General features: G+C 45.5%; 19 protein-coding genes, 4 tRNA genes, 2 rRNA genes and 1 pseudogene. 3 read left to right on the top strand and 23 right to left on the bottom strand.

Annotation, left to right across the window (positions count from 1 at the left end; all coding sequences use genetic code 11):
- Positions 1–81: 81 nt before the first annotated feature.
- The 9 genes and pseudogenes from GUA98_RS04980 to GUA98_RS05020 all read right to left on the bottom strand — a co-directional run bounded on the left by GUA98_RS04980 (position 82) and on the right by GUA98_RS05020 (position 5,694).
- Entirely contained in the window at positions 82–822 is a 741-nt protein-coding gene (locus GUA98_RS04980; RefSeq protein ID WP_193722209.1) for an SDR family NAD(P)-dependent oxidoreductase, read from the bottom strand.
- Between the two features lie 20 nt (positions 823–842).
- Positions 843–1,562 carry a class I SAM-dependent methyltransferase gene (locus GUA98_RS04985; RefSeq protein ID WP_193722210.1) on the bottom strand — a complete coding sequence of 240 codons (720 nt, stop codon included), beginning with the start codon at positions 1,560–1,562 and terminating at the stop codon, positions 843–845.
- A 299-nt stretch (positions 1,563–1,861) separates the two neighbouring features.
- A complete protein-coding gene (locus tag GUA98_RS04990; protein ID WP_193722211.1) occupies positions 1,862–2,374 on the bottom strand; it encodes a GNAT family N-acetyltransferase in 513 nt (170 codons plus the stop codon).
- Positions 2,371–2,874, bottom strand: a complete 504-nt coding sequence (locus tag GUA98_RS04995) for an NUDIX domain-containing protein (protein ID WP_153977606.1) — start codon at positions 2,872–2,874, stop codon at positions 2,371–2,373. Before GUA98_RS04995 ends, GUA98_RS04990 begins: the two co-directional genes overlap by 4 nt.
- 18 nt (positions 2,875–2,892) lie before the next feature.
- Positions 2,893–3,417, bottom strand: coding sequence for a YfiT family bacillithiol transferase (locus GUA98_RS05000; protein WP_193722255.1), 525 nt, complete (start codon positions 3,415–3,417; stop codon positions 2,893–2,895).
- A 90-nt stretch (positions 3,418–3,507) separates the two neighbouring features.
- Positions 3,508–3,942: pseudogene (locus tag GUA98_RS05005) on the bottom strand (GNAT family N-acetyltransferase); the annotation flags it as partial.
- 23 nt (positions 3,943–3,965) lie between these two features.
- A complete protein-coding gene (locus tag GUA98_RS05010; protein ID WP_193722212.1) occupies positions 3,966–4,517 on the bottom strand; it encodes a hypothetical protein in 552 nt (183 codons plus the stop codon).
- A 19-nt stretch (positions 4,518–4,536) separates the two neighbouring features.
- The gene (locus GUA98_RS05015; protein WP_193722213.1) at positions 4,537–4,977 is read right to left on the bottom strand and encodes a hypothetical protein; all 441 of its coding nucleotides are present in this window, start codon (positions 4,975–4,977) and stop codon (positions 4,537–4,539) included.
- A gap of 30 nt (positions 4,978–5,007) precedes the next feature.
- Positions 5,008–5,694 (bottom strand): class I SAM-dependent methyltransferase, encoded by a 687-nt coding sequence (locus GUA98_RS05020; protein ID WP_193722214.1) that lies wholly within the window; start codon positions 5,692–5,694, stop codon positions 5,008–5,010.
- A 226-nt stretch (positions 5,695–5,920) separates the two neighbouring features.
- Here GUA98_RS05020 and GUA98_RS05025 point away from each other — a divergent pair, with 226 nt between their 5' ends.
- Positions 5,921–6,694 carry a sporulation protein gene (locus GUA98_RS05025; protein ID WP_193722215.1) on the top strand — a complete coding sequence of 258 codons (774 nt, stop codon included), beginning with the start codon at positions 5,921–5,923 and terminating at the stop codon, positions 6,692–6,694.
- A gap of 167 nt (positions 6,695–6,861) precedes the next feature.
- Positions 6,862–8,235, top strand: a complete 1,374-nt coding sequence (locus GUA98_RS05030) for an FAD-dependent oxidoreductase (protein ID WP_227779374.1) — start codon at positions 6,862–6,864, stop codon at positions 8,233–8,235.
- 107 nt (positions 8,236–8,342) lie between these two features.
- On the opposite strand, the gene GUA98_RS05035 is transcribed toward GUA98_RS05030, so the two are convergent.
- Positions 8,343–8,633 (bottom strand): hypothetical protein, encoded by a 291-nt coding sequence (locus GUA98_RS05035; RefSeq protein WP_193722217.1) that lies wholly within the window; start codon positions 8,631–8,633, stop codon positions 8,343–8,345.
- A 102-nt stretch (positions 8,634–8,735) separates the two neighbouring features.
- Positions 8,736–9,305, bottom strand: a complete 570-nt coding sequence (locus GUA98_RS05040; RefSeq protein ID WP_193722218.1) for a DUF4375 domain-containing protein — start codon at positions 9,303–9,305, stop codon at positions 8,736–8,738.
- 230 nt (positions 9,306–9,535) lie between these two features.
- Between GUA98_RS05040 and GUA98_RS05045 the strand changes: the two genes are divergently transcribed.
- Positions 9,536–10,693: a glycosyltransferase family 4 protein gene (locus tag GUA98_RS05045; RefSeq protein WP_193722219.1), complete on the top strand. Its 1,158-nt coding sequence runs from the start codon at positions 9,536–9,538 to the stop codon at positions 10,691–10,693.
- Positions 10,694–10,788: 95 nt separating this feature from the next.
- Here GUA98_RS05045 and GUA98_RS05050 read toward each other — a convergent pair whose 3' ends face one another.
- The 12 genes from GUA98_RS05050 to GUA98_RS05105 all read right to left on the bottom strand — a co-directional run.
- Positions 10,789–11,451, bottom strand: a complete 663-nt coding sequence (locus GUA98_RS05050; protein ID WP_193722220.1) for an HAD family hydrolase — start codon at positions 11,449–11,451, stop codon at positions 10,789–10,791.
- 266 nt (positions 11,452–11,717) lie between these two features.
- Positions 11,718–12,494, bottom strand: coding sequence for a Cof-type HAD-IIB family hydrolase (locus GUA98_RS05055; RefSeq protein ID WP_193722221.1), 777 nt, complete (start codon positions 12,492–12,494; stop codon positions 11,718–11,720).
- 145 nt (positions 12,495–12,639) lie between these two features.
- Entirely contained in the window at positions 12,640–13,209 is a 570-nt protein-coding gene (locus GUA98_RS05060) for a GNAT family N-acetyltransferase (protein ID WP_193722222.1), read from the bottom strand.
- A 468-nt stretch (positions 13,210–13,677) separates the two neighbouring features.
- Entirely contained in the window at positions 13,678–13,995 is a 318-nt protein-coding gene (locus GUA98_RS05065) for a hypothetical protein (protein WP_193722223.1), read from the bottom strand.
- A gap of 21 nt (positions 13,996–14,016) precedes the next feature.
- Positions 14,017–14,379: a hypothetical protein gene (locus GUA98_RS05070; protein ID WP_193722224.1), complete on the bottom strand. Its 363-nt coding sequence runs from the start codon at positions 14,377–14,379 to the stop codon at positions 14,017–14,019.
- 87 nt (positions 14,380–14,466) lie between these two features.
- Complete coding sequence (locus GUA98_RS05075; protein ID WP_193722225.1) at positions 14,467–15,246, bottom strand: hypothetical protein; 780 nt, start codon at positions 15,244–15,246, stop codon at positions 14,467–14,469.
- Between the two features lie 784 nt (positions 15,247–16,030).
- Positions 16,031–16,103, bottom strand: a tRNA-Lys gene (locus GUA98_RS05080).
- 9 nt (positions 16,104–16,112) lie between these two features.
- A tRNA-Trp gene (locus GUA98_RS05085) sits at positions 16,113–16,186 on the bottom strand.
- Positions 16,187–16,190: 4 nt separating this feature from the next.
- Positions 16,191–16,266 (bottom strand) — tRNA-Val (locus GUA98_RS05090).
- Positions 16,267–16,390: 124 nt separating this feature from the next.
- Positions 16,391–16,462: transfer RNA gene (locus tag GUA98_RS05095), tRNA-Glu, on the bottom strand.
- Between the two features lie 90 nt (positions 16,463–16,552).
- Positions 16,553–16,669: ribosomal RNA gene (gene rrf / locus GUA98_RS05100) — 5S ribosomal RNA — on the bottom strand.
- Between the two features lie 184 nt (positions 16,670–16,853).
- A 23S ribosomal RNA gene (locus GUA98_RS05105) occupies positions 16,854–16,962 on the bottom strand; the annotation flags it as partial.

Raw genomic sequence — 16,962 nt, forward strand, 5'->3', positions numbered from 1 at the left:
GTCAGTTTACAGCGAAGTTGAAGTTAGATCAAAGGGATCTTAACATGGAGCAGTAAAATTGAGAAAGCGTACTGGATAATGCTAGCTCTCCATGGTATGAATGACTTTGTTTGTATCACTGATCTCTTCGATCCGTTCAATGAGCTGCTCGGCTACCTCCCGTGGCGATCTTAATTGCTTTGCTTCATATACTTGATTAAAAAAACCAGATAGCATAAATTCATCTGCACTCTTGCCTCTTGCCACAGCCTGTAATTCTGTATCTACCATGCCAGGATCGAACGCTATGACCTCTACAGGGTTCATCCTCTCAGACTGCTCCATCGCCAGACAAGCCGAAAACATGTTAATTCCAGCTTTTGAAGAACAGTATGCAGCCATGGAGGGTGCCGGATAACTACCTGAACCCGAGGTCAGATTCACAATTTTCCGTCGTGCAGCAAGATGATTAGTTTGCCGTATAAAAGAAGAACTCAACATCATCGGGGCTCCCAAACTAATATTCAAATTTTTGCTTATCTCTTCTGCACTGCACTGATCTATCGGTTTCAAGGGTTCCAGCATTGCTGCATTATTAATAAGTCCTATGAACTCGGTTTCCTGTAAAGGTATATGCTCCAGTATTCGTGTCACCAGCATCTCTATACCCAGCAGATCACTCAGATCATACTTAAAATGCTTATACAAGTCATGGCCATGCAGAAGCTCAGCAGTCTCCCGTGAAACGCCATAGACCCGATCTCCCTGTTCCAGTAACAACTGAGCCAGTTGCAGGCCAATCCCCTTGGACGTACCAGTAACAATAAACCCCCTGTTTCCCATACCTAGTCCCCCTTTTTTCCTCAAGCCAATGGTTTTCTCCATAAGGTCACCCACAGGATCGGCAGGCCGAAACGATGATCTTCCTTACCCATTGCCTGCATCGGGCGCAGCTCCACGCATTCAAACGGATCTTCCAGCAAATAACGAAGCTTCTCCTCTGTAAAAGCCAGTCCACCCTTCATGGATCGCTCTTGATACACTTCCCAGTCGTTCATCACGGTCTCAGGTCCGCCGAGCCCTCCAAAACCGGGAGCAAAACATGTCATGCCAAAATAACCCCCAGGCTTGAGTGCATCAGTAATCATCTGAATGTACGGGATACGCTGGTGTGGCAGCAAGTGGTGCAAGCAGCCGGAATCATAGACAAGGTCATACTCCTGCTGCGGTTCTAGTTCAAATACGGATCGGCATTCAAAGTTCACATCCAACTGCATTTCGGCAGCTCGTTCCTTGGCCCATGCAATCGCTGTTTCGGAAAGGTCATAGGCATCGACGCTGTACCCTACCTGTGTCAAATAGAGTGCATTCCGCCCGGGTCCGCACCCAAGCTCCATTGCTTTTCCGCCCGTAAGTAAGCCCGAATTCACTTGCTCAACCAGATTCTCATCAGGCTTGTTAGGGAAAAAGGGAATCGGACGATCCCGATCTTCATAGAATGGCTCCCAGAATTGCTTCGCTGATCTAAACTCTGCATCCAGCATATCATACAGATCCTGTACATTTTTAATCGTCTTCTCCAACGCAATACCCCTCCTTAAATTCCGCCAAAAAGGTGCTCCTGCCTAATCTCTCTTATGTATGAAACTAATCGTTAGTTATCCAGGCAAACCCCATGATATCTAGCCGTTTCAACTCATCATATTGCTTCAAAACCATGCACTATATTATACCATTTTTGCCGAATATATCTCTATCTTTCTTGTGCATTATCATAGGTAGAGCTTTGATAATATGAGTAAAAAAACAGGACTTCTCGCAGGAGATTTATCTCTGCTCAAGCCCTGTTTTTACTGCCACGTTCAAATGTATATTATTAATTTTAAACCTTCCTCAATTTCTTCGTTAAATAAAGAACGACGTCATCATCAATGATGGTTTCATCCCCTGGCATAAGGTAGCGATCATGCTTGTGAATTCCCCTACCATCCGGGATATATCCGCGGCGCGCATACAGAATTTGGGCTTTGCCATAATCGGTGAATACGCCAACCCCAATCCCTGCAGTATCCGTACGTTCTTGAATCAATTCCTCCGCGCGATCCATTAATCGTGAACCTATGCCTTGACGCTGATATTGGATCAGCACATTGAAATCATTAATTTCAGGGATTCCTTGCTCCTTGAACGATGGGTATGGTGAATTCCATAGGACATTGACGTATCCCGCAAATGCTCCTTCCAGCTCGGCGACCAATGTGACGCGTTCACCCTTTTCCTGTTCTGCCAGGTAGTGAAGGTACTGTTCCACAGGTTTGACCCAGCCTTGTTCCTGAAATGCCCTAGAGATTAAGACTGGATCATGCACATTCAACATTCGGATATGTATGTTCATTTTGTCTCTCCCTTACAACATCGTTTAGATTTTAGTAACGCACCCGTTAAATCCATATCATACTGGATAGTTCCCTTGGAGGGATACGCTGTCCATTGCTCCAAAAAAGTATAGAACATTTCTCCAAAGCTCATGCCCGAAGGCAAGGCATCTACCAATTTAAGCCCTCCAATTTCATGATTCGGAAGCTCAAAAGACATAGAGTTGAACTCGTCAACAGAGGCATAATAAACCATACCGAGGTTTCCATTCATTTTGTAAATACCAAAAGGCTCAAGATTGAACCTTATTGCTCCTGTCTCTTCGTAGAGTTCCCTGCCTGCAGCGTTCAGCGGAGTTTCACCTGGTTCACAAGTGCCCCCCGGAAACTCCCATCCTTTGCGTTTATTGTTATAAACAACGACGTATTTCTCCTGAAACTGTGTAACCATAATCACGAATGCAATTCCTCGTTCAGGCTGCTCCATTTCATTCAAATAAAACCATTTCGGCTCTTTCACAATAGCAACACCTCTCTGTTAGATCCCCAGCCTTTTTCTGAGCGAAGTGATATGGGCAACATGGTGTCTGCCATGCCAGGAGTAAACCCCCAGGTTGTAATCCAGTCTCGTCGTTTCCTGCGAACCCGGATGATAGAATTGTTTAGCATAATCCTCATCGGATAATGTATGCAGCAGTGCAACCCAGCGTCGATGGAGCGCATCCAGTATTTGCAGGGAGAACTCAATATCCAAATCCCTTGAATCGTTTAGCTCTGCCCAACGCTCTTCATAATAAGGTCTTATCGTTGGTGTGTCCTCGGTGAGAGCCAATTTGAAACGGATCATGCTGTTCATGTGACTGTCTGCCATATGGTGTATAACCTGCTTGAGCATCCATCCACCTTCCCGGTAGGGCAAACTTAGTTGCTCGTCACTTAATCCTTTTACAGCCTCTCTCGCACGTTCTGGAAGCTCGGCAATATCCTGAATCCACTGCTCCCTCTGGGGGGCTGTAATTTCGCCGGTATGTTCGAATATGCCTATCGGGTAACGCAAATCCATTCTCCATTCCTCCTTGTCATATTCCATCAACCAACAGTCTCTCATCTGGCCTTCGTGCAGCTCATGTTCCCTCAACAGCCTGATTTTTCTGAACCCGCATTTCTCATAACAAGCGATGGCCCGTACGTTCCATGTCTGGGGATCCATGACCACTTTCTGAATCAGCTTCACATCTGTTAAATAGGCTACCATAGATTGCACAAGTTTTGTGCCCATACCTGTATTCCAATACGCTGTATCGCCTATGAATTGATCAGTTCCATAGATCGTCACATCCGTATCTCCATAGCCATATTCATTTCGTTCATCTTCTTCAAGCTCATAGAATTGAATATAGCCTATAGGCTTACCATCTACCTCAATCAGACAACGACTCGTGGCATCCTCCTGTCTGTAAAAATGTTCTCTTACCCGCTCCAGATCATGCGGCTGATCTCGTCCCTCGTAATATTGCAGTACTGCCGGGTCAGACAGCCACTGAACCAGATGAACTTCGTCTGCTTTTTCCAACAATCGTACAGTCATCTCATTGGATCGGTATATTGACTTCACTCCACACTCTCCTTAATCATCACCATGTGCTCTTTCTTGACCCAATTTAGATTTTTTCCGAGAACCTTCTCTTGATGCACATAATAGATCTGGGGATCATTTATTGAATGAACATTTTCACTCAAAGGAGAGATCGTGAAGCGCACTCTATAAGTACCTGCTTCATCAGGTATGGAGAATCCCGCAAAATCCCCATTTTCGTTACTCGTATTAATATCCTTATCCTGCAATGCTTGATGAACGAGCTGTTCCAATTCGCCTGATGTACCCACAGAAGAAGGCCTGAAATATGAATCGTCCAGTTTCTCATTGAATGACAGATTGCCCCAACCGAAAATCACGGGGTATACCATGTGAATTCCATTGTCTTCTTTGGTACGAGTGATCTGCATATCCACCTCATACTTATCCGTATCGACCTGACGAATGGTGCCTTTCATGCTGACATCCTGCTCCTTCAGACTGGGGACCAAGTTATTGTAGGTAAGCAGGACCAGAACAACTACAATAGCGATCCCCGTGATCCAGAATATGGTTTGTTTTCGCATTGGTCCACCCCCTGACTGCTTAGCTACCTTTTTGCAAGATTTCATACTCCGATAAGGACTGTGTCAACCGATCCAATTGGGGAGATGCCGTCCAGTCACTTGCGGTGTTGATCCCGTATTTGATGGTATGTATTACACTGCCCGCAGACATGTACAGATTGTGATGAACCCCCGGTTGGACAACAATGTGTTGTCCTTCTGTAACAATCCGAAGATGTAAAATGGATTGGCCTTCATATGATGCGTAAGCAATCCAACCAGCTTGAACCAGATAATGCTCGGTCACATGCAGATGAAGATGGCTGTTCTGCCATGCTCCTTCGCGAGAGGCAACCGTTCTACAATAATAGCTCCCGTCATCTGCTATCATTTTATATTTACATTCTCCATTGTCCATCTGCTCGTAAAATACTTTAACATCGTCTTCAAGCTGCAGTTCCTTCGTTTTGTTTCGATTCATATCATTGCACCTCAAACTGATAAATTGTTATCATATGGCGGTTTTCACCGCCTTCCAGATGTACTTGTGCTCTCGCACAGCAATTTTTCCGTTCATGTGATGCTCCTGGATTTTCACCTGTAATTGTTCCCGATACTCGGGCAGTGTGTAATCTGGATTGCCTGGAACATCGGAGAGAAAAAGTGCAAACTCCTGTTCATTCGGGAAAATCATGAACGCCTCATTAAACTCCTCAATCTCGATCTGCTCGTATCGGTTGCGCAGCAATCGTTCCTTCACCTTGCTTATGTCTGTATGTATGCCGAAGATCATGCCGCCACTTCGCAACACTCTTCCATGTTCAATGATGGAAGTAGGCCCTCTGCGGTCATAGATCAGATCAAACTGTCCATTTTCAAAAGGGACTTCGGTCTTCGTTGTGGCATATACAAACTCAACATTATTCACTTCGCTTGCCTCTTCAAGTGCAGCTTGCGCGATATGAAGCAGCTCCTTAGAGTTATCAAAACCCGTAATATGACGGGTATGTGCAGACATTTTCAGTGTAAAATCCCCATCACCACAGCCCGCATCGAGCACGGATTGATGCTGAGAGAGCAACCGGATCAACCGTTCTTCAAAAATGTCCTCTGCCGATTGACCTTCCCAGGTATATGTAGACCTTCCTTTATACCCTCCGTTTCGCAGGGCGATCATATCGTACCAATCCATTCCCATCGTTACAGCTCCTTCCAGAAGGAAATTCTTAATTAAACAATATTCGACATCTGGAGTTCGTTTCTCCTGTCTTTTCACTATATTATTTTTGGACTAAGCGAGTGCTTTGTTCGTTCTGAACAACCATTCACAACAAATTTGAAACGACTATCTCATCGATTCCGTATTAAGGTCGAAGTCATATTATTTTCCATGTATAAACCATTATGATCTGGAGGTTGAACGGATGTCTTTTTTCAAGAAAATGTTAGCCAGTGTAGGTGTGGGAGCAGCAAAGGTCAACACGGAACTCGATACACCAGAGGTCGAGCCAGGAGGAGTCCTTTCGGGAACCGTATATATTCAAGCTGGAGATGTGGAACAAAACGTGGACCGGATCTATCTGACCATCAACACGCATTACATAAGAGAACGTGATGATCGCAAAGTAAGGGAAACAGCCGTGGTGGCCAAATATCTGCTGACCGAAGGATTTACACTTCAACCTGGGACGAAGCTTGAGAAGAAGTTCTCGTTCGACCTGCCAGAAAACCTTCCAATCACGCTCCATAGCGCAGAGGTCTGGGTAGAGACCGGCCTGGATATATCAAGTGCCGTTGACCCTTCAGATCGGGACAGACTTCGCGTTGTGCCCACTCAAAATATGCGTACCGTGCTGGATGCCATCGACATTCTTGGTTTCCGGCTGCGGGAAGTAACCAATGACTATGCTCCAAGACTTGGCGGCAATCTGCCATTTGTACAGGAGTTTGAGTTTGTGCCTACAAACAAGTTCAGAGGATACCTGGATGAACTGGAAGTGCTGTTCTATCCGATGGGCGATTCCATGGAATTGCTGCTGCAGATCGACCGAAGAGCACGTGGTCTTGGCGGTATTTTTGCAGAAGCGATGGGTACGGATGAAAGCTTCGTACGTTTGCATCTGTATGACAGGCATTTGGAGCGAGGAGCTCATTCTGTAGCCCAAGGTCTTGAAGAAGTCATTTCCAAGCATCTGTAAATTCAATTCTTGTCGTAAATCAACAGCTCTCAGGCTGCATTTCATGCGTTCAGAGGGCTGTTTTTTATTTGTTGATAAATTAATTGCCTCTTACGGGATCTTCTTAACCAGCTTGTCTGCTGGAAATAATGGGTATATTAAATAAAAACAGAGGAGGCGAATTTCACTTGAGTGCACAACGTGAGAATCAGGAAAAGAACGAAGATTCAACGATTATCATTGGCGCAGGCCTGGCAGGTTTAAGCTGTGCCTTTGAACTTGCGGACCACGGAAAGCCCGTACTGATCCTCGAAGCAGCCCCATATGTTGGGGGACGCACAGCCAATTGGGAAGAGCGCGGGATGGAAGTGGAATCGGGATTTCATAAATTCATTGGATATTATAAAGAATTGCCAAAATTACTTGAACGGGCAGGCATAGATTTGGATCAGATGCTGGCGTGGGAAACAACCATGCAAGTCCGCCATCCTGATGCAGCGGACTACGGTGATTTTGGACTGGACATTATCCATGCTCCTCTTAAAACATTATCAGGCGTACTAGGCAACAATGATTTTATTACACCTGGCGATAAGGCCTCCCTTGTCCCGTTTCTGACTGCAGGGTTCAAGGACTGCGTCTCCCGCCCTGAAGAACTGGATGAGATCTCGCTGCTTGATTATGCAAAACAGCATGGAGTAAACGAGCAGGCGCTGGAGCGCATCGTTGAACCGTTATCTTCCGGCATTTTCTTCTTGCCTCTTGAGCAATATTCGGCATACGCCTTCTTCGGCCTCTTTCTTCCGGGCATCCCGCGAATTCATAAAATGCGGATTGGCGCCTTCACCGGGGGCATGACGGATGTGATGTGCGCTCCTCTTGCAGCAGCAATCGAGCAAAAAGGAGGGCAAATTCGCACCAACGCCCCTGTCACCCGATTGTTAGTTGGAGCGAATGGTTTGGAAGGTGTGGAATTAAAAGATGGCGAACAAATTAAAGCGAAGCGAATCGTCGTGGCCGCCAATATCCGTCGTTCCCAGCAATTGCTTGAGGAGCATTTCAGTGAGCATGAATGGTTCCAACCTTTCCTGACCCTGGAAGCGATGCCGCATGTTACGGTACAATTCGAATCGGCACTTCCTCTTCTGCCCGAAGACCGGACAACCTTTGGACCCGGTACTGATGTTGGTTCGTTCGGAGAACAATCCCGCACTACGTTTCGTGGACGACCTGGGAGAGCTTCTATCATTATGGTTAACCCGGATAAGTTGATTGATCTGCCAGATGAGGAAATCTGGCATCGGGCTCGGAAAGGCCTAGCTGCCATCGGACTTCATGAAGGGGTCTCATCCGTAACCGAGTATCGTATTGTACGAGGAAATGAAAACTTTTATCGAATCGCCCCAGGCAATGAACGCAAGCGTCCCGAACAGGTGACTCCAATCCGTGGACTCTATCTTGCTGGTGATTATACCAAACAGCCCATGTTTACCACGATGGAAGGCGCCGTGTTATCTGGGAAGAAGGCAGCAGCTGGCATTCTGAAGGAAGCGACTGAATAGTCATCTGACCTGCTAATACCGATACAGCAAAATGAGCAGCCTTCGCCGTCATGACCTGACGAGCCGGGCTGCCCTTGGTGTATAGAAAAAATAAGATCTCATAAACTCTAAGAACGTTGCTTTCTCTTCATGAGGCCTGACCGGATTCCATAATAAGCGGCGGCAAACAGGATAAAACCAGCTCCATAGAGAAGAATCAAGCTCGCATCCCATCGAACGATAGCTCCAAAGGCAACTTGGGTTTGCAAGTTAGTAGCCGATGAATAGCTATCTGACATATCAGGTACGTAAGTCGCTGTCATCCACATACCTTGAACCATCTTCCAACCGATCAAACCCAAAATCATGAACAGTGTAACCAGCAATGATTCAACGCACAAACGTTTATTGATCCTCATCCGTTGGCCCCCTTATACACGGTGTGTTCATCCATCAGTCTGGATAAAATATGATCCACTACATCACCTGTCGTTTATGGTAGCTCTCCCCGTGAACTGAATTTAATTCTTCAAGATGTGCTCGATTTCCTGTCTTAAGCTGTCTTTGTTATTGTCCACATATTGATACAGAAGATCAAAAACTTCTTCATTATCTTCCTGCATGCTCAAGCTTCCGGCTTGCAATTCTACCCGCTGCAAGACTGCATGAATGTGCGGCCCATGCGTTTTCAGCGACGTGGCTACATCGTGCTCAGACAATGCATTCACATTCTGCCTCAGTTGCTCGGAAGTGACGCCACTCCCGGATAATTCGTGCTGGATACTCTTCAGGATCTCGGCATCAGCCTCGTTCCCGATCCGCTGCATCGCGGTTATCGTTTCCTGCAGGAATCCTCCGCTTGCATTTTCCAAAAATCCAGTCATGCCGTTCATCGACAGCTCGGTATCCAGATCAATAATCAGGATCACGTCACGCAGAACTTGCGGAAGTTCAGGCCCACATTCACGAATGGTTGCAAACTCCGCACGGTATAGATCCATGGCCACACTCCCCACCACTTCTTCCCCAGACATGGCTTCAAGCTGATCCAAAGGCAATAATTGTTGTAATTCTTCCTGTAAGGTATTCATCCATTTCCTCCTATATACACTAGACCCATTTGCGGTCCAAACAACCTCTCAGTCGCTTGAACTTTTATATCATAGCAGAATAACCTATTTTAATTGAATACATTCATCATTTCTCCTGGACAGGCTATCTTCAAATTTACATAGAGTGTCTTGAAGTTAACCTTCATTTGACCTGCGGAAAACGATCCATTGTTATGATCTTCACATCAAGAGTCATGGGAGGGGTAATGATGCGCCTGGCCTTGTTTACCGACACCTACATTCCCGAAACCAATGGTGTTGCCGGTACGCTGCACCGCCTAAGTAATCACATGAACCGCAGAGGTATCGAACATCTGCTGTTTACTCCGATGTCTGTCATTGATGGCAGCGGCTCCGCTTCGGTACGAGCGGTCGCCAATATCCCCTTTTTTCTGTATCCGGAATGTCGGATCGCCTTACCTAACCGGACCTCCATCCATCAACAGCTGCAAGCTTTTGAGCCAGATCTGCTGCACATCGCCACACCTTTCAATATGGGACTTCTCGGTCTCAAGTATGCACTCAAGCATCAACGGCCTCATGTGGTCTCCTATCATACCAACTTCGATCGCTACCTCGAATATTACCGATTGAAAAGCATGATTCCTCTCTATTGGAAGTACATCAAATGGTTTCATCGATCCGCCGATGCCACCCTGGCACCGTCCTTGGAAACTTTAAACACACTCCAGTCGCAAGGTATTCAGCGTCTCAAGCTCTGGTCACGCGGCATTGACTGCGATCTATATGCACCAGATAAACGAAGAGATGCGATTCGTACTCGCTACAATATAACAGCCCCTCTTATTTTACTCTACGTTGGACGAATTGCCCCAGAAAAGGATATCGCTACGCTCACATCTGCCATGCAGCATCTGCCTGAACACATGCAATCCCGTGTACATTGGCTCATTGTTGGGGACGGACCCCTGCTTCCCAAAATGCGTTCGCAATGCCCGCCGAATGTGACATTTACCGGTTATGTGCATGGCGAAGAGCTTGCTGCTATGTATGCTTCTTCGGATTGGTTTGTGTTTCCTTCCTGTACAGAAACTTTTGGAAATGTGGTGCTGGAAGCGATGGCTTCCGGACTGCCTGTTCTTGCTGCAAATGCGGGAGGGGTGAAGGATCTGGTGATGCATCACCGCAGTGGTGTTTTGTTTGAGCCGGGCAATTCCGAGGCCCTGATTCGTGAGATATGTCTCTGGGGCGATCACTTGGATCAGCTTCAGTTAATGGGTCTGGAAGGCAGGAAGCTGGCTCTCCAGCGATCCTGGGAGCATATTTTTGACGGATTGATCAGGGACTACGAAGAAGCTATTGAGAACCGCAGCACACGCTCGAAGTCTCGAATCATAACAGCCTGAACCTTGTTAGATAGACAATGCTTGAATTTGAAGTCGGTAATGCTAAAAAAAGTGGGGATGCAGCCAGCATCCTCGCTCTTTCAACTATTCCTTTCTTATAGCAAGGGCAGCAATTCACGCAGATGCGTGATGGAATGCAGAGGACGAGCCGTGATGCTATCCTGCCAAGGCTGGTTGACTTTCATCCAGATGGTGTTCATGCCTACATTGGCAGCTCCCTCAACATCGTTCGTCGGATGATCTCCTATGTAAATGCACTGCTCGGGAGACAGACCGAAATGATCGAGTGCTAGTCGAAATATCTGCGGATCGGGCTTTTTCACGCCAGCTTCTTCCGAAACAATAATCAGGTCAAAATCATCTCGAATTCCAAGCTGATCGATTTTGCCATACTGTATATCTGTTTTGCCATTGGTGATTAATCCGGTTTGATATTTGCTTCGGAGCTGCTGCACGACTTCCCGCGCCTCTTCCATCAGCACTGCGCTTCTTACATACTCCTTGCCATAGAACTCCATAAGCTCATCATGCGGCGGGTATACGGACCAAGGCAGCTCCTGCAGCAATTCATGGAATAGAAGTGGTTTATCCTTATAACCATCCTGATCAAGTTCAATAATTCGTTGACTGATGTTATCGGTAGTCTCCAGATGGCTGAAGTATGTCTTCAACAGGCTTTGAGTAAATCCCTCGAAAGTTCGCGTTCTGTTCAAAATGGTATTGTCCAAGTCAAAAATAATGGCTTTAATCTGGTCCATTGTACTTCACCCCCCTTAGCTTTGCCTTAAATTACGTAAATCGTCCCTCGCTAGGAGTCTTTCTCCAGAAATTGCTCCAGCTTCTGATTTATTCGGGCTTGCTCCTGCATTATTTTTTTGGTTTTCACTTCGATGCTAAGTAATGTGACTGTCATGATCAAGATACACACAAAAAAAATAAATTCTTCGATCTCCATCACCTCTTTATCTACCATTTTATATTAAAATCCATATTAAGGATATATTTTACATTAAATCCTTGTTGCTCATATCAGCCTAAACTTCTTCAATGCATGGGTGACCCCGTCCTCACTCGCCTTTAGAGTAACGTAATCTGCGCTTTGTTTCAGACGTTCTCCCCCGTTTCCCATTGCGATCCCGAGGCCTACAAACTCTAGCAGATCAATATCATTCTCCCCATCACCGAAGGCCATGGCTTCCTCTCTGGTCAGATGGAGATAGTCAAGGACTCTCGCAGCAGCTGCAGATTTGGATACTTCGTTTTCTTCCAGCACATTAGACACATACGGATGAAATCTCACAAAGCGTAATGAAGAAAATCTGTCCTGAAATTTCTCTGCCTCTGTCTCATCCGCATATAAGCACATGCAAACCACTTCCTGCTCCAAAGAATCCATCTTCTGCGGAGAATGTGTTACGCCAAGGGTTTCCTGCAAGGCTCCTAAGACGCGGACATCCGTGGCACATACATCATTCATTGCAAACGACTCTGTAAAATAGGAAATGCTGTGATTGTTCAATTCGGCAAATTCACTTAATTCCCGGACCATCTGTCCAGAGAGCACGGACTTATGTATAATTTCATCCCCCATTTTGATCAATGCCCCATTGGCTGAAATAATGGTATCAATCCCCAAATCAATGAACTCCTCACACAAACTGTAGGGCCTGCCTGTGACAAGCACCACCCGCATGCCTTTATGTATCAATTCGCGAATGGAATCCGCCGTAGCTGATGATAAACCACGGTCTGTTTCGCTCAACAATGTACCATCTACATCGAAGAATACAATTCGAATCAAACGTTCTTCCCCCTCTTCTGCGTAAGTTGGATTGAATATACTAGAAAGACAACACCTTAGCAGAGAGACCCCTCACATTTTGAATGTCTCACGTAGTAAAATAGATGACCCCTGTGCAGTCCAGGCTGTCATCTCTTTTGGGCTTCTAATTTGCTGCAAAATCCTCTACATTGCATAACCACACCATATGGTCCGTTCCCTCGCCCCAGTAGTTGTGTGCCACGGTGTAGGGTTCTCCAAACTTTCGCTTCCACTTCTTCTGCGCGGTCCGGTAACCGCTATCCAGGCAAAATTGCTTAATCCCTTGCTTCTGGAGTTCAGTTGCGAGCGCCCGAATGAGCATCGAGCCCAGTCCCTGACCTTGAAATTCCGGCAGTATGTATAAGCTACCCAATTCTCCGATATGATTCAGTCGATTCTCACTGAGAATTCGGATCTCCTCACCGCAGGGCGCATATGAAATCGTTCCAACGACGTTATTTCCGCGTTTAGCCAGCAGAAAAAAAGATTCGGTATCAATAGACTCACTAGACTTGTCCGGATGTAATGTTGATTGAAGCAACGACTTTTTGTGTTCAATTTCATCCTTCATATCATCTTGAAGCGAACCCAGTCCCTCTTGATTAAACGCCTGCGTAATGGAACGTTCAAACACCAGGTAGGCACCCTCCATATCTGTTGAATTTAAGGGTTGAATAATAATCGGTTGTTCCATATATAACGTTCTCTCTCCATTTCATGAAGTGTGTTTAATGGGTATGTTTCTCAATTATTGCCCTTAGTTGATTGGAATCCTCTAGCGATATGCTATATCCCGTGGTGGTGTCTATCCCGTCTACCAACAGGGCCTTCATTTTAGAATCAGTACCTATTGAAAAATCATATATGGCGACGGATTGATCCGTATTTATTATACTCATCTTGTATTCCGCGGCATAATTAAGATTTCCGGGTAAAAGTTCCGCGTTTTCTATCGCATTCATGATCACACGAACTTCGCTATCCTGATCGAACTGAATATCTTGGCAAGGTTCAAATGTGTAATCGGGGTTACAGGTTAAGGTGATAAGCGAGGGAAGATTTTCACCTTAACCAGAAGTATCGGTATGTGTGCAGCTCGCAAAGATAACAGCGAACAAACATAAGAGCAGTGCTCCTTTTTTCATCTGCAAACACCCCCTCGTTATCTTCCCATATCCACATTCATATGCTGCAGCTCAGGGTCCCAAGATTGGAATAACAAGATCAACCGCTGCACCGTATCTGTCACAAACGCCTGTACCATATCATCAGTCAAGTATGTGGGCACGATTCCCGGCTCATTGGCCTGCTCGTTAAAAAATGAAATTGTACGATCCCTCCAGTGCAGAATCTCTTCTGCGGTTAAACGACCCTCGACATCATAACTCTGTGTACTCTTAAGCATATGCCATACGTCCCCACTCCAAATGGCATGATAGTAGAGGTTAAAATCAATCTGATCCGTCTCCTGGTAGTACAAACGGCCAAGTTCATCCTTGGTTCACTTCACATCGTTGGTTTCATCCGTGCTGTTGACTCGTTCCACGAATTCAGGATACACACTCCGAAACCAGTAATAGTCCGTCATGACATGCATGAAATAACCGCGTATAAACCACTTCCAGCCTTCATCTGAACGTTGTTGAATATAGACGGAGTATAGCTCTTGTAAACGTTCGATGTATTTCTCATCATTCTTGGGGTTGAAGTGAGTGTATTCCTTGTCCTCCCTCGTTGTACCCTCACGCATATGAATGGAATCCGGTGCGATATTCCCAAGATAGAATGAACCTTGTTCAACACGTTCTGGAGTGGCATCAGCAAATAGCACAGCGACATGTAAGTGAACCATAGGCAATGGCATGGAATATTCTCCTTTACACAAGAGTCTGCTGCTCATAGAACCGATAAGAAACATTACTTAACAGCATTTAGCCGAGAAAAAGAAAGTTCATCCCTGAACTCGTTCCACCAGAACTGTATTAAACAACTGTTCCAAATCTGTATGAAGAGCCGGCTGTTCGCGAACCAACAGACTGATGTACTCCGATCCACACTCATAGAAAACCAGACGATTATAAGGGGCTGCATCCCCCATATGATTCAGTTCCAACCCGAATTTTTCCCGTATAAGGTTCTCGATATATCGCGCATAGCCTTCGTTCCACTCCAGCCAGTTCCAGTACTCTCCTTGTTCCTCTGTTAAAGAGCTGAATAACGCTTTTCTTGCTGATTGTACCTCGACTACATCCCCGCTCTTTAAGGCAATCAACAGTGAATTGATCCGCTGGATCACATTCTCATCCTCATAAGGGAATTCGTAATCCAGCTCCCATGTCACACGTTTAATCTTCTCCATCCTATGTTTAATGGGAAGACGATTTCCGATCTCCCCATAGTACTCATAGATATAACAATGAACATACTCGTGAAACAGAAACACTTTCTGCTCAAAATTTTGGAAGGCTGAGTCTGTCACAATGGCACACATTCGTTCGTTCATATGATGCACTGGCATGGCTGCCAGACACTCGTCAGGAATGTTAAGATCATCCGGAACAGTTTTCACCCATTCATACTGCCCTTTCTCTACTGAGTAATCATACATATATAATAGGGCTTCAAATGCAACAACCACAGGATAATGCTCTGCAAATAAAGGATGTATGCTGACCAAGTCTTTTTGAAGCTCGTTCAACTCGTTGATTTGTTCTAAGAAAGTATCCACCATGTCATTTGCCCTCTCTTTACTTAATTGATGTGTTAATCATACTAAACTAGTAGAAATAAAACACTGAGAGAAAAATGATAATCTTGTGGTTGGTTGATTCATGAGAGAATTAGAAACGTCCCCCACGTTTCTCGCTTAGATAGATATCCAGTGCTTGGATTCCACGTTGAGCGAGTTTTATAAACAGGATAAGAGCATAGAGACCCAATCCGTATAATACCAAGTTAAATATAATAGCAAAGGATGACACTATTGAAAACAATACTTCTCCCTCCTAATCCACCTGATCAAAGCAGAAATGTCTAAACTACAGGCATGTTATTTTTTAATTATCATTCCTATTCTAGCATATTTTCCCTTAAATTACTTTCAAGAGGATTAATGAGTAACACTACTCCAGTACATGCTCGCGTACAACCGACTAATGTATAGCAAACTAACATTACGTTTTCCAGTAGTTCAATAATCGCAGTTCTTCCGGCTGCCCGTAGAAATACATATTTATGCAGTCATTAATATTTTTCAAACCCTCGATGGTCTTCACATGTGGGGACTTCAATATCGTCTCGTATACTTGGCTTAGTATTACTCTTCTTTATAGTTACATGCCATTGAGCCTGAGAATACACGAAAAAACCCTTGAGTTTTCCTCAAGGGTTTCTTATATTCAGCAGACTCCGTCGGTAGTGTAGTTTACTCTCAGCTAAACTAACCATGGTCCATTTTGATAATTTTAGAAGTTACACGCCGGATGAATGATCCCCCGACACGCTGATAGAAAAAATGAGCCATGAAGGGCTCGAACCTTCGACACCCTGATTAAAAGTCAGGTGCTCTACCAACTGAGCTAATGGCTCATAATAAAATGGCAGGGGCAGCAGGAATTGAACCCACACCAACGGTTTTGGAGACCGTTGTTCTACCTTTAAACTATGCCCCTATAATGGTGGAGGCTGAGGGGCTCGAACCCCCGACCCTCTGCTTGTAAGGCAGATGCTCTCCCAGCTGAGCTAAGCCTCCATATCTATGACCCGTAGGGGATACTCTCACTTCGCTCGAGACTGCGCAGCAGTTGCTAACGATGATGATCCTCCGACGAACCTTTGGGATTCTCATCCCCTTGTTGCTTTAAGAAGTAAAGTTATGACCCGTAGGGGATTCGAACCCCTGTTACCTCCGTGAAAGGGAGGTGTCTTAACCCCTTGACCAACGGGCCTTAATAGCTCTCAACAAACAAGAAGCTGTAAAGTTTACCAACTGGGCTTTTGGATCCTATGAGCCAAAAAAAATACCCCGGTGGGGTTTCGCTTGGCAGCGTCCTACTCTCCCAGGACCCTTCGGTCCAAGTACCATCGGCGCTAGAGGGCTTAACGGTCGTGTTCGGGATGGGTACGTGTGGAACCCCTCCGCCATCGCCACCAAACGAGCATTTGTGTAACAAATGCGTTCGCGTTCCATTCGGCCCTACACATCGGTGTGGATGAATGGTTCAGCGTCTGTGGAACTGAAAATCATACACACATTGGAGTGTTGTACCGATTTTCATTTCAGAGATCATTCTCTGAAAACTAGATCCGAAACGAAAACTGCGACTTAAAACCTGCAATTTGGATAAGCCCTCGACCGATTAGTACTGGTCAGCTCCATGCATTACTGCACTTCCACCCCCAGCCTATCTACCTCGTCGTCTTCAAGGGGTCTTACATACTGGGAAAT

The sequence above is a fragment of the Paenibacillus sp. P13VS genome (assembly GCF_015143645.1).
GTDB lineage: Bacteria > Bacillota > Bacilli > Paenibacillales > Paenibacillaceae > Paenibacillus > Paenibacillus xylanilyticus_A.

Coding starts and splice junctions, on each gene's coding strand:
- GUA98_RS04980 (WP_193722209.1), bottom strand. CDS start 822: ATGGGAAACAGGGGGTTTATTGTTACTGGTACGTCCAAGGGGATTGGC.
- GUA98_RS04990 (WP_193722211.1), bottom strand. CDS start 2,374: ATGAACATACATATCCGAATGTTGAATGTGCATGATCCAGTCTTAATC.
- GUA98_RS05000 (WP_193722255.1), bottom strand. CDS start 3,417: ATGGATTTGCGTTACCCGATAGGCATATTCGAACATACCGGCGAAATT.
- GUA98_RS05010 (WP_193722212.1), bottom strand. CDS start 4,517: ATGCGAAAACAAACCATATTCTGGATCACGGGGATCGCTATTGTAGTT.
- GUA98_RS05015 (WP_193722213.1), bottom strand. CDS start 4,977: ATGAATCGAAACAAAACGAAGGAACTGCAGCTTGAAGACGATGTTAAA.
- GUA98_RS05020 (WP_193722214.1), bottom strand. CDS start 5,694: ATGGGAATGGATTGGTACGATATGATCGCCCTGCGAAACGGAGGGTAT.
- GUA98_RS05025 (WP_193722215.1), top strand. CDS start 5,921: ATGTCTTTTTTCAAGAAAATGTTAGCCAGTGTAGGTGTGGGAGCAGCA.
- GUA98_RS05035 (WP_193722217.1), bottom strand. CDS start 8,633: ATGAGGATCAATAAACGTTTGTGCGTTGAATCATTGCTGGTTACACTG.
- GUA98_RS05040 (WP_193722218.1), bottom strand. CDS start 9,305: ATGAATACCTTACAGGAAGAATTACAACAATTATTGCCTTTGGATCAG.
- GUA98_RS05045 (WP_193722219.1), top strand. CDS start 9,536: ATGCGCCTGGCCTTGTTTACCGACACCTACATTCCCGAAACCAATGGT.
- GUA98_RS05050 (WP_193722220.1), bottom strand. CDS start 11,451: ATGGACCAGATTAAAGCCATTATTTTTGACTTGGACAATACCATTTTG.
- GUA98_RS05060 (WP_193722222.1), bottom strand. CDS start 13,209: ATGGAACAACCGATTATTATTCAACCCTTAAATTCAACAGATATGGAG.
- GUA98_RS05070 (WP_193722224.1), bottom strand. CDS start 14,379: ATGCCATTGCCTATGGTTCACTTACATGTCGCTGTGCTATTTGCTGAT.
- GUA98_RS05075 (WP_193722225.1), bottom strand. CDS start 15,246: ATGGTGGATACTTTCTTAGAACAAATCAACGAGTTGAACGAGCTTCAA.